Source organism: Dyella ginsengisoli (assembly GCF_044904665.1).
Classification (GTDB): Bacteria; Pseudomonadota; Gammaproteobacteria; order Xanthomonadales; family Rhodanobacteraceae; genus Dyella_A; species Dyella_A ginsengisoli.
On record NZ_JADIKM010000005.1, the window covers coordinates 156,654 to 167,928 of the forward strand.

The following is an 11,275-nucleotide window of genomic DNA, read 5'->3' on the forward strand; positions in this document are numbered from 1 at the left end:
TGATGACGGTCGGGTTACTGCGCGCCGCGATCGGGATTGTCCTCGGTCTGCACCTTGCGCTTGCGCAGCTCCAGCACCAGCGGCGTGAGTTCGGCGATGCGTGCCTGGATGCGCGCGCGGGCGTAGTAGTCGAGGTCGTCCCGCTTCAGCAGGCGCTTGAGTTGTTCCAGCGCATCGAACGGACGGCCGGCCAGGTAGCTGGCATTGGCATAGGCTTCGCCGGCACGGGCCTGGTGGCCGGCTTTCTCGCTGGCGCGGGCGTAGGTGCGGAAGATGTCGGGATCCTCGCTGGTGTCCAGCGCGGGCCGCAGCAGATTGGCGGCCAGCTCGGCCTGCGCGCTCGACGAGGTGCCCTGGATCAATGCCTTGGCGTAGGGCAGGGTGATCGACGGGTTGCGCGGCGATTCGCTGTTCAGGCCGGCGTAGCGGGTCAGTGCATCGGCACGATCGCCCTTCTGCAGCGTGGCGTCGGCCATGGCCAGGCGCAGCACGAGGTTGTCCGGATGGCTGGCCAGCATCGGTGTGAGCACGTCCACGGCCTTGTCACCGCGGCCGCTGCGGATCAGCGCCAACGCGTAGCCGTAGCGGTTGGCCGGCGTGTCGAAACCGGGGCGAGGCAGGTTGGCGGCGTAGTAGGTCGCCAGCTGTGGCGCATCGCCGGCCAGCACGCGCACGCGCTCGCGCATTAACGCGTAGGTGTCCAGCACGGCGCCCGCGCTGCCGCCGCTGGCCACCGACAGCAGCGCGGTCGGATCGCGCACGTAGGCAATCGGTGCGGTGTTGCGTGCCCACTGCTGCGGGTCCAGCGTGTTGCCGCTCGGGTGTTGTTTCTGCATCGCGATCAGCGCACCGGCACGGGCCTTGGCGTCGCTGATGCGGGTGGTGGTGACCGGATGGTCCTGCAGCAGTTCCGGCACGCCTTCGCCGCCGGAGCCGGCGCGCATGGTGTCGGACATGCGCTCGAAGAACCCGGCCATCGCATTGGGGTCGAAGTCGGCCTTGGCCAGGGTCTGGATACCCACGCGGTCGGCTTCGGTCTCGTCCTTGCGGGTGAAGTTGATCTGCTTCTGCAGCAGTGCGCCCTGGCCGCCCATCAGGATCGCGCCGGCCGCGTCGCCCGCATGCGCGCCGGCCCCGGCGGCGATCGCGCCCAGCAGCACCAGCGCCATCAGCGGGGCGTCCTTCTTGGACGCCTCGAACGCGCGCTGCAGGTGGTTCTGGGTGATGTGGCCGATCTCGTGGGCGATCACCCCGGCCAGCTCGCTCTCGCTGCGGGTGATCTGGATCAGGCCGGAGTTCACCGCGATGTAGCCGCCGGGCGCGGCGAAGGCGTTGATCTCGGGATCTTTCACGATGAAGAACGCGAAGTGGTCCTTCGGCTTGTCGCAGGCGGCCACCAGCCGGTAGCCGAGGTGGTTGATGTAGTCGTCCAGCAGCGGGTCGTCGACCACCATGTCCAGTGCGCGCATCTGCCGCAGCATGGCGCCGCCGTAATCCTGCGCTTCCTGATCGGAGATGAGCGCGTTGGCGGAGCTGCCCAGGTCGGGCAGGCGCACGTTGTCCTGCGCACCGGCGCCCAGGCACAGGCCGGCGGCGATCAGGGCGGTAAGCAGGCGGGGGATGGGGCGTCGTGGTGCCATGGCCATAGGTCGGCGACAATAGCACTGCGACCGCCGCGGTCGCGCCCGGTTCCGGACTGCATCCAGCCGCGCGTTCAACCGGCGGCAGAACTTGCGCGCCGTCCCGCGCGCCCCCACATCCAGCCACCTGTCGGTTTCCGGAGTTCGGCAATGCCCAAGATCGAGGTTTATTCCACCGCCTTCTGCCCTTACTGCGTCTCGGCGAAGAACCTGCTCAAGTCCAAGGGGCTGGAGTGGACGGAGGTGCGCATCGACATGGACCCGGCCCAGCGCGACGCCATGCTGGCGCGCAGTGGCGGTCGCCGCACGGTGCCGCAGATCTTCATCAACGATGCGCATGTGGGCGGCTTCGACGACCTGGTGGCCGCCGATCGCAGCGGCAAGCTGGCCGAGCTGCTGGGAGCGGGCGCATGAGCACGGAGAAGGATCGCCTCGCCGAGTTCACCGCGTTCCGCCAGCGCATGAACGAGCGCATCCTGGCCGAAGACAATCAGGTCGTGCGGCGCTTCTTCGCGCTGGACACGCAGACCTACAAGGCCGGCGCGCTCGACGTGAAGACCAAGGAGCTGCTCGGCCTGGTCGCCTCGATGGTGCTGCGCTGCGACGACTGCATTAGCTACCACGTGGCGCAGTGCAAGGAGGTCGGCGTGACGCGCGAGGAGTTCTTCGAGACCTTCAGCGTGGGGTTGGTGGTAGGCGGATCGATCGTGATCCCGCACCTGCGCCGGGCGGTGGACTTCCTCGACCAGCTCGAAGGTGGCCAGGGCGAAGCGGCCGCCGGATGCGTCGATCACGCCTGAGTGCGTGCAGCTTTTTGGGATGCTCCATCCCAGCATTTGCATCGTCTGTAGCGGCCATTCCGGTGGCCGCTGCAGTGGGCATAAGCGATAATTGCGCAGTTATAAGGCCCGGATATCCCCGTCCGGGCCTCTGCTGACGCACCCCAAGGAGCATCCCCATGAGCAAGACCATTGCCGTGATCCCCGGCGACGGCATCGGCCCCGAGATCATGACCGCCACGCTGCGCGTGCTTGACGCACTCGACTGCGGCCTGGCCTACGATTTCGCCGACGCAGGCATGGTGGCGCTCGACAAGCACGGCGACCTTTTGCCCAAGGCCACGCTGGACAAGATCGCCGAGCACAAGGTGGCGCTCAAGGGCCCGCTGACCACGCCGATTGGCGGCGGCTTCACCTCGATCAACGTCACCCTGCGCCGCCACTTCGACCTCTACGCCAACGTGCGCCCGGCCATCAGCTTCCCCGGCACCAAGTCGCGCTACGAGAATATCGACATCATCACGGTGCGCGAGAACACCGAGGGCGCCTACCTGGCCGAGGGCCAGACGCTGTCCGAGGATGGCGAGGTCGCCCAGTCGATCATCCGCAACACCCGCAAGGGCAGCACCCGCATCGTGCGCTACGCGTTCGAGATGGCGGTGAAGAAGGGCCGCAAGAAGATTACGGCCGTGCACAAGGCCAACATCCTCAAGACCAGCACCGGCCTGTTCCTCAACGTGGCGCGCGAGATCGCCAAGGAATATCCGCAGATCGAGTTCAACGAGATGATCGTGGACAACACCTGCATGCAGCTGGTGATGCGCCCCGAGCAGTTCGACGTGATCGTCACCACCAACCTGTTCGGCGACATCATTTCCGACCTGTGCGCCGGCCTGGTCGGCGGCCTGGGCCTGGCGCCGGGCGACAACATCGGCGAGCACGCGGCCATCTTCGAAGCGGTGCACGGCTCGGCACCGGATATCGCCGGCAAGGGCATTGCCAACCCCTGCGCCCTGCTGCTGGCTGCCGCCGACATGCTCGATCACCTGGGCCAGGTGGAGAAGGGCACCAAGCTGCGTCAGGCGATCCGCGACACGCTGACCCACGATCGCGACAGCGTGACCCCGGACCTGGGCGGCAAGGGCACCACCGAGAGTTTCGGCGAGGCGATCGCCAGGCGCGTCGCGGCCTGATCGAGGTCACGTCGTCTGAGCCATGAAGCCGCGGGGCCCGCAAGGCCCCGCGGCTTTTTCATGTGCGGCGTTGGCCTCGTGGGCGGGCGCGGCGCGATATCACTTGGCACAGCTCAGTGTGCGGCGGGTTTGTAACGTCCGGCGGGCGTGCGGGCGGCCAGGTTGATCCGGTTCCAGCTGTTGATGGCCGTCACCAGCAAGGTGAGGTGGACCAGCTCGCGCTCGTCGAAGTGCGCGCTCGCCTCTACGTACAGGGCGTCGGAAACGCTGTCGTGACCGTCGAGGCGGGTCAGCGCCTCGCACCACGCCAGGGCCGCCCGTTCGCGCTCGGCGTAGCAGTCCGCCTCGCGCCAGGCGGGCAGCAGGTACAGGCGCTGCTCGGTCTCACCGGCGGCACGGGCATCCTTGCTGTGCATGTCCAGGCAGTAGCCGCAGCCGTTGATCTGCGAGGCACGCATCTCGACCAGCGTGATGAGCCTTGGCTCCAGCCCGGAGGCCTGAATGGCCTGGTTCAAGGCAAGTAGTGGCTGGAAGGTGGCGAAGTGGCGTTGGATGGCGAAGCGGGACATGAGCATCTCCTGTGGCTTGAGTGACGGCGGTGGATGGCTGCTCACTGCAAGGACACGGGAGTGCCCGGTTTCGTGACCGCCTCGATGCGGGCGAGCTTGTCGGGATGGCGGATGGCGTGGACGGCGGTGATGCCCTCGTCCGTGCCGTCGATCCACATGGCTGATGCCAGCTGATGGTCGACCCACAGCAGCAGCATCGGCTCGCCGTTGAGCGAGCGCATCTCCCAGCGCGGATGCCGCGGCGCCACGTTGTGCACGATCTGCAGGTACAGCCGGGCCAGGCGCTCGGCGCCGTGCAGCGGCCTCAGCGTGGCGCTGGCCAGTCCGCCGCCATCGGCGATGTGCACGGCATCCTCCGCGAACAATGCAGAGAGGGTTTCCAGCGTGGGCTGCGCCATGGCCTCCAGCAGCCGCTGCAGCAGGCGCTCGCGCGTGGCCTTTGCTACCTCGAAGCGTGGCCGACCCTCGCGCAAGCGTGTTTTCGCCCGGTGCACGCGCTGGCGGCAGGCCTCTTCGCCGATGCCCAGCATGCGCGCCGCCTCGGCATGGCTGTAATCGAACACCTCACGCAATAGGAAGGCGGCGCGTTCGTCGGCGCTCAGGCGTTCCAGCAACAGCAGGAAGGACAGGTTCAGGCTCTCGGCGCGTTCCAGTTGATCGGGCGGTGCCTCGACCGTGTCCGGCAACGGCTCGGGCAGCCAGGGGCCCGTGTAGTGCTCGCGTTCGGTCCGCGCGCGGCGCAGTCGGTCAAGCGCGAGGCGGGTGGTGACGGTGACCAGCCAGGCTTCGGGGTCGTCCAGCGCGTCGAGGTCCTGCGCATGCCAGCGCAACCAGGCGTCGTGGAGCACGTCCTCGGCGTCGCTGGGCGTGCCAAGCATGCGGTAGGCCAGGCCGAACAGGCGCTGGCGGTGCTGCTGGAATAGGGCGGTTTGCGCGTCCATCGGGCGTTCCTTTGGCGGGTGACGCTAACCAGGACGCGCGGGCCGTGCGGAACGTGACAGCTATCAGCCCACGAACGGCCAGGGCGCCAGGAAGATCAGCCAGATCAACACCAGCATGCCGGCATACTTCACGGCCCGGAACAGTTTCGGGTGCTTCTTCTTGAACGCCCGGTTGCGTTCGCGGCTGCGCTGGTTGAGTGCGAACACGCGGTTGACGAAGCCGGTTTTCTCTTCCGGCGATTCGGTGTTCGGCGAGGCGGTGATCTTGCCCATGAACGCCCCGACGCGGCGGTTGATCGCGCTCATCCAGCGCGTGCGCAGCGGGCGCTCCACATCAGCGAACAGGATCACGCGGGTCTGCTCGGTCTTGTTCTCGGCCCAGTGCACGTAGGTTTCGTCGAACACCACGTCCTTGCCGTCGCCCCAGGCATGCATCTCGCCGTCGACGAAGATGCGGCAGTCGTCCGAGTTGGGCGTGATCAAACCCAGGTGGTAGCGCAGCGAGCCGGCGAACGGATCGCGGTGCGGGTTGAGTTTCGAACCCGGCGGCAGCAGCGCGAACATCGCCGCCTTCACGCTGGGAATGCTGTTGAGGAGCTTCACCGTCTGCGGGCACAGCGTCTCGGCCGAGGCCAGCGGTTCGCCGTACCACTTTAGATAGAAGCGTTTCCAGCCCTGCTTGAAGAAGCTGTTGAAGCTGGCGTCGTTGTGCTTCTCCGCGGCGCGGATGTGGCCTTCGTCGAACAGTTGCAGCGCTTCGGCGCGGATCGCCTGCCAGTTGGCCTGCAGCAGGTCCAGCTGCGGGAAGCCGCGGCGGTCGAGGATCGGTCGCGCCGGCACTGCCGAGAAGGCGTACATGAGGAGGTTGTACGGCGCGAACACGGCGGAGTGGTCGACCAGCTGGCGATCGAAACGCAGCCGGGCCCGGCCGCGCAGGTGCACGAGGAGCACGCACAACGCAAACAGCGCGAACAGCAGCAACAGGGCGAGCCGGGGAGCGAGGATCATGGCGCAGCGATCGATGGGAGACTCGCCGATTCTACGCCGCAGGAACGTTCCTCACGCGATGTCCACTGCAGGAGCCCGCGAGCGCGGACTCCTGCAGTGGACGGTTACAGCGCCTCGGAGGCGAAGTCGGCCAGGCGGGAACGTTCGCCGCGGCGCAGGGTGATGTGCGCCGAATGCGCCCAGTGCTTGAAGCGGTCCACGGCGTAGGTCAGGCCGGAGGTGGTTTCGGTGAGGTAGGGCGTGTCGATCTGCTCCACGTTGCCCAGGCAGACGATCTTGGTGCCGGGGCCGGCGCGGGTGATCAGCGTCTTCATCTGCTTGGGGCTCAGGTTCTGCGCCTCGTCGATGATCAGGTAGCGCGACAGGAAGGTGCGTCCGCGCATGAAGTTCAGCGAGCGGATCTTGATCCGCGAGGCGAGCAGGTCGTTGGTGGCCTGGCGCCCCCAACTGCCGCCTTCCTCCGGGTTGGCCAGCACCTCGAGGTTGTCGGTGAGCGCTCCCATCCACGGCGTCATCTTTTCCTCCTCGGTGCCGGGCAGGAAGCCGATGTCCTCGCCGACCGAGACCGTGGCACGGGTCATGATGATCTCTCGGTAGCGCTGCTGGTCCATCACCTGGGCCAGTCCCGCGGCCAGCGCCAGCAGGGTCTTGCCGGTGCCGGCGGTACCGAGCAGGGTGACGAAGTCCACGTCCGGGTCCATCAGCACGTTGAGCGCGAAGTTCTGCTCGCGGTTGCGCGCCGCGATGCCCCACACGCTGTGGTTGGGATGGCTGTGGTCATCCAGCAGCACCAGCGTGGCCTGCTCCTCGTCGACCGACATTACCCGCAGCTCGACGCTCTCTTCGCCAGGCAGGAACAGGCACTGGTTGGCGTACCAGTCCTCGCCTTCGTTGCGGTCCACCCGGTAGAAGGTACGGCCGCGCTCGTTCCACGACTCGACCTCCGCATGGCGGTCCCAGAAATACTCCGGCAGCTCGGTGGCGCCGGTGTAGAGCAGGGCGAAGTCGTCCAGCGCGCGGTCGTTCTCGTAGTCCTCCGCATCGATGCCGTAGATGGTGGCCTTGATGCGCAGGTTGATGTCCTTGCTGACCAGGATCACCGACCGGTCCGGCTGCTGCTCACGCAGCTCGATCACGGCGGCGAGGATCAGGTTGTCCGCCTTGCCGTGGTTGCTGGTCGCCCGCTGCTGGAAGTACAGGCGGCCGGTCTCGGCGCCGCGCTTGAGGTTCACCCCCTGCGGATTGTCCAGCGACAGGCCATCCTTGATGCCGTGGCCGTTGCCGCGCTCGATCAGCTCGTTGAGGAAACGGCTCACCTGGCGCCCGTTGCGGGAGACTTCGGAGGCGCCCTTCTTCTTCTCGTCCAGCTCCTCCAGCACCGTCATCGGGATGAAGACGTCGTGCTCCTCGAAACGGAACAGCGACGTCGGGTCGTGCAGCAGCACGTTGGTATCGAGCACGTAGATGCGCTTGCTTCCGGTCATGCGGAAGAAACCTCGCTGGGCGGGATGGACAGGGGAAATGACACTGGCGCCACTGGTTGCCGCAGAGAAGATCGGCGGCGGAAAAGTCGATCGCGCGCGTGGCGCCGAAGCACGATCGACGGGTGGGAATCAGGCCGCTGCGATAGCATCAAGTACGGCCTGCGCGTGGCCGGCGACCTTCACGCCGCGCCACTCGGCGGCGAGGCGGCCATCCGGATCGACCAGGAAGCTGCTGCGCACCACCCCGAGGTGCTTCTTGCCATACAGCACCTTTTCGTGGATCACATCGAATGCGTTGCACCAGACTTCATCGGCGTCGGACACCAGAGGAAACGGCAACCCCTGCTTGGCGGCGAAGTTGGCATGCGAGCGGATCGAATCGCGTGACACGCCGATGACTTCGGCGTTGCGCTTGCGGAAGGCCGGGTAGAGGTCGCGGAACTGCTGTGCTTCGGTGGTGCAGCCCGGCGTGCTGTCCTTGGGGTAGAAATAGATCACTACCCACTGGCCCTTGTAATCCGACAATTTCAGCCCGGAGTCGTCGCCGGTGTGCCCTTTCAGGGCGGGAATCTTCTTGCCGATCTCAGGCATGGGGTCTCCTGCAGCGGCCGGGGGCCGTCGCACAGTCATGGAATGGGGAGGAGGGTGGTGCGGCCGCGTGGGCGGCGAGAGGGGCGATATCGGTGGCGGTCGGGGCGAGGCCGCGAAGGCGGCTGTGGTTCCACGAAAGGTGCCCTGACTGCATGGCCGGCCTCACAAACGTCCCGGCCCAGAGACTAGCGCGTCTGCCAGCGAATGAAAGCCCTTGTCAGGGCGCTTTCGCCGCGCGATCCTCAGAACTTGACCGGATCCATGATGGCATCGAGGTTGAGGCTGTCGCACAGCTCCAGGAAATCGTCGCGCAAGGTGGCGATATGGCTGTCCGACGGAATGCCGATCGTGATCTGCGCCTGGAACATTTCCGCACCGGTCTGCATCGCCTGGTAGCGCATCGAATTGAGCTGCTCGATGCTGATCCGGTTGCGGTGGAAGAATTCCACGATGCGCACCAGGATGCCCGGGCGATCCGCGCTCACCACTTCCACCAGATACGGCAGCAAGTGCGAATCTGGCTCGCGCGGCTGCGTGCGGTAGTGCACCAGGTGCATGTCCTCGTCTCGGGCCAGCTTGCCGAGTGCGTTCTCCAGCTTGGCCAGCGCGTCCCAGGCACCGCTGGCCACCAGCAGCAGAGAGCTGTCGGCGCCGATCGCGGAGACACGCGCATCGGACAGGTTGCAGCCGGCATCGGCGATGCGCCGGGCCAGCGTGAGCAAGGGACTCTTGCTGGTCGAGGACAGGGTCTGGATCAGCAGCTGATGATCGCTGCCAGCGCGCGGGGCGGTGCGGTTCAAAGATTAGGCCTGCCTGTGCGGGGAAGCGCCTGATGCGAGTGCGTCAGGCGCTGGATTTTCGAGCTTACTTGCCCCTCGCGCGAGCCCGCAAGTAACATGCACGACTCGATTTTTTGCTGGAATTCGTCCCTTGGACATCCGCGGAAGCATCTGCGCCCTGGCCACCCCGTTCAGCGATGATGGCTCGCTCGACCTGGCCAGCTTTGCGCGCCTGCTCGATTACCAGATCGTCGGCGGCACTCAGTCCGTGGTGGTGGCCGGTTCCACCGGCGAGGCGCACATGCTCGAGCACGACGAGTTCGAGCAACTGCTCGCGTTTGCCGTGCAGCACGTGGCCGGCCGCGTGCCGGTGATCGCCGGCACGGGCGAGGCCGGTACCGCCAAGACGGTGGCACTGACCCGCCGCGCCGCGGCGCTGGGTGCCGATGCGGCGCTGGTGGTGACGCCTTATTACGTGCGCCCGACCCAGGAAGGGCTGCGTCGGCACTTCACCGAGGTGGCTGATTACGGTGGCCTGCCGGTGATCCTCTACAACGTCCCCGGGCGTACCGGTTGCGACATGTTGCCCGAGACCGTGTCCGTGCTGCGCGATCACCCGCGCATCATCGGCATCAAGGAGGCGCGTGCCGACGGCGAACGCATCCGGGCGATGGCGGAACTTGTCCGGGCGGATTTCGTCTATCTCTCCGGCGACGACGGCACCGCCAGGCAGGCCATGTTGTCCGGTGCCGCCGGAACCATCTCGGTGGTCGCCAACCTGGTGCCCGGCGTGTTCCGCGAACTGTGCGATGCTGCGGTGGCCGGCCAGGCGGAAGCGGCCGAGCGCATCGATGAGCGACTGTCACCGCTGGTGGAGGCGCTCAATGGTGCGCCCAACCCGATTGCGGTGAAATCGGGCCTGCCGTTGCTCGGTCTGGGCACGGCCGTCCCGCGCCTGCCGCTGGTCGAGCTTGCCAACGGCGCGGTGCGCGACGAAATCCACCGGGCGCTGGCCCGCCTTGTTCCACTGGCTGCCGCCGCCTGAAACCGGCGACATGACTCTCCCACGGAAATCCAACTACATGAAGAAAACGTCGCTCGCTGTGGCCCTGCCGGCCCTGCTTCTCTCCGGTCTCATGCTCTCGGGCTGCGGCATGTTCCGTTCGCACAAGTCGTGGGACACGGCCAAGCAGGAAGCTCCGCTGGAGATTCCGCCTGGGCTGGATACGCCCTCGGCCAGCGAAGCGCTGGTGATTCCGCCGCCTGGCGCCAACCAGCCCACCGCCAATGGCGCAACCGCCGCGGCACCCGGTGCCAACGCCACGATTACCGACGGTTTCGTGCTCAGCGACAGCGTCGATGCCGCGTACAAGCGCGTGGGCGATGCGCTGGCGCAGGGTGAGATCGGCCAGGTCACCGCGCGCGACGACGCGGCGCACACCTACACCGTTACCGTGATGGCGGCTGCGATGACCGGCAAGAAGCCCGGCTTCTTCGGTCGCCTGTTCGGGCGTGGCAAGGGCGAGGGCGATGCGTCCCGCGCCATGCCGCACGAGGTGAGTGTCTCGATCGCGCCCAGCGGCCAGAGCGGCAGTGAAGTGCGGGCGCAGGGCGAGGCGCCCGGCGTGGCCAAGCTGGTCGATGGCCTGAAGGCGAAGCTCGGCGGCTGATTCACCGACGCCGGGCAACAAAAAAACGCCGCCTCAAGAGGCGGCGTTTTTTCATGCCGGTTCGACGCTTTCCGTTGTTCGGGGCGTCTGCTGGAAGATCAGCGTTCGAGCAGATCGATCTTGTCCGGCTTGCCTTCCCACGCCTTCGCGTCAGCCGGAGGATCCTTGCGCTCGGTGATCACCGGCCATGCCTTGGCAAGCTCGGCGTTCAGCGGCACGAACTTCTCCTGACCCGCCGGCACGTCGTCTTCCGGATAGATGGCGTTGATCGGGCATTCCGGCTCGCACAATGTGCAGTCGATGCACTCGTCCGGGTCGATCACGAGAAAATTGGGGCCTTCATGGAAGGCATCGACAGGACAGACTTCGACGCAATCGGTGTACTTGCACTTGATGCAGTTGTCGGTGACGACAAAGGTCATGCTGCCGATCGCCTGTCGAGACGTCCGGCGCTTCGGCCGGACTGAATTGGCGCTCCCTACGAGGTTCGAACTCGTGTTCCCGCCTTGAGAGGGCGGTGTCCTAGGCCACTAGACGAAGGGAGCGTTCTGTTTCAGAGCGCGCTAGTATAACGAAATTGTTTCGCTCGGCAATGCTTTTGTCGCTTCGGTGCGCCGGTTC

The 11,275-nt window shown here is 66.4% G+C and carries 13 protein-coding genes and 1 tRNA gene; 5 read left to right on the forward strand and 9 right to left on the reverse strand.

The features are described from left to right. Nucleotides 1-14: 14 nt before the first annotated feature. Nucleotides 15-1,646 carry a M48 family metalloprotease gene (locus ISP17_RS16625; protein ID WP_404635115.1) on the reverse strand — a complete coding sequence of 544 codons (1,632 nt, stop codon included), beginning with the start codon at nt 1,644-1,646 and terminating at the stop codon, nt 15-17. Nucleotides 1,647-1,790: 144 nt separating this feature from the next. Here ISP17_RS16625 and grxC point away from each other — a divergent pair, with 144 nt between their 5' ends. The 3 genes from grxC to ISP17_RS16640 all read left to right on the forward strand — a co-directional run bounded on the left by grxC (nt 1,791) and on the right by ISP17_RS16640 (nt 3,612). Continuing rightward, nucleotides 1,791-2,054 (forward strand): glutaredoxin 3, encoded by a 264-nt coding sequence (gene grxC, locus ISP17_RS16630; RefSeq protein ID WP_404635117.1) that lies wholly within the window; start codon nt 1,791-1,793, stop codon nt 2,052-2,054. After that, the gene (locus ISP17_RS16635; RefSeq protein WP_404635119.1) at nt 2,051-2,440 is read left to right on the forward strand and encodes a carboxymuconolactone decarboxylase family protein; all 390 of its coding nucleotides are present in this window, start codon (nt 2,051-2,053) and stop codon (nt 2,438-2,440) included. The genes grxC and ISP17_RS16635 overlap by 4 nt, the downstream gene beginning before the upstream one ends. A 158-nt stretch (nt 2,441-2,598) precedes the next feature. Then, complete coding sequence (locus ISP17_RS16640; RefSeq protein ID WP_404635121.1) at nt 2,599-3,612, forward strand: isocitrate dehydrogenase; 1,014 nt, start codon at nt 2,599-2,601, stop codon at nt 3,610-3,612. A gap of 113 nt (nt 3,613-3,725) precedes the next feature. Here ISP17_RS16640 and ISP17_RS16645 read toward each other — a convergent pair whose 3' ends face one another. The 6 genes from ISP17_RS16645 to ISP17_RS16670 form a co-directional block, all read right to left on the reverse strand. Beyond that, the gene (locus tag ISP17_RS16645; protein ID WP_404635123.1) at nt 3,726-4,181 is read right to left on the reverse strand and encodes a carboxymuconolactone decarboxylase family protein; all 456 of its coding nucleotides are present in this window, start codon (nt 4,179-4,181) and stop codon (nt 3,726-3,728) included. A gap of 41 nt (nt 4,182-4,222) precedes the next feature. Continuing rightward, nucleotides 4,223-5,122 (reverse strand): RNA polymerase sigma factor SigJ, encoded by a 900-nt coding sequence (gene sigJ, locus ISP17_RS16650; protein WP_404635125.1) that lies wholly within the window; start codon nt 5,120-5,122, stop codon nt 4,223-4,225. Nucleotides 5,123-5,185: 63 nt separating this feature from the next. Further along, nucleotides 5,186-6,130 (reverse strand): aspartyl/asparaginyl beta-hydroxylase domain-containing protein, encoded by a 945-nt coding sequence (locus tag ISP17_RS16655; protein ID WP_404635127.1) that lies wholly within the window; start codon nt 6,128-6,130, stop codon nt 5,186-5,188. Nucleotides 6,131-6,234: 104 nt separating this feature from the next. Further along, nucleotides 6,235-7,614: a PhoH family protein gene (locus ISP17_RS16660; protein ID WP_404635129.1), complete on the reverse strand. Its 1,380-nt coding sequence runs from the start codon at nt 7,612-7,614 to the stop codon at nt 6,235-6,237. A gap of 129 nt (nt 7,615-7,743) precedes the next feature. After that, the gene (locus tag ISP17_RS16665) at nt 7,744-8,205 is read right to left on the reverse strand and encodes a peroxiredoxin (protein WP_404635131.1); all 462 of its coding nucleotides are present in this window, start codon (nt 8,203-8,205) and stop codon (nt 7,744-7,746) included. Between the two features lie 242 nt (nt 8,206-8,447). After that, nucleotides 8,448-9,005: a glycine cleavage system protein R gene (locus ISP17_RS16670; protein WP_404635133.1), complete on the reverse strand. Its 558-nt coding sequence runs from the start codon at nt 9,003-9,005 to the stop codon at nt 8,448-8,450. Nucleotides 9,006-9,135: 130 nt separating this feature from the next. Here ISP17_RS16670 and dapA point away from each other — a divergent pair, with 130 nt between their 5' ends. Together dapA and ISP17_RS16680 are read left to right on the forward strand one after the other, a co-directional pair. Beyond that, the gene (gene dapA / locus ISP17_RS16675; RefSeq protein WP_404635135.1) at nt 9,136-10,029 is read left to right on the forward strand and encodes a 4-hydroxy-tetrahydrodipicolinate synthase; all 894 of its coding nucleotides are present in this window, start codon (nt 9,136-9,138) and stop codon (nt 10,027-10,029) included. 37 nt (nt 10,030-10,066) lie between these two features. Continuing rightward, nucleotides 10,067-10,654 carry a hypothetical protein gene (locus ISP17_RS16680; RefSeq protein WP_404635137.1) on the forward strand — a complete coding sequence of 196 codons (588 nt, stop codon included), beginning with the start codon at nt 10,067-10,069 and terminating at the stop codon, nt 10,652-10,654. A 98-nt stretch (nt 10,655-10,752) separates the two neighbouring features. Here ISP17_RS16680 and fdxA read toward each other — a convergent pair whose 3' ends face one another. Then, complete coding sequence (gene fdxA / locus ISP17_RS16685; protein WP_404635139.1) at nt 10,753-11,076, reverse strand: ferredoxin FdxA; 324 nt, start codon at nt 11,074-11,076, stop codon at nt 10,753-10,755. Between the two features lie 47 nt (nt 11,077-11,123). Next, nucleotides 11,124-11,199 (reverse strand) — tRNA-Glu (locus tag ISP17_RS16690). Nucleotides 11,200-11,275: the final 76 nt, after the last annotated feature.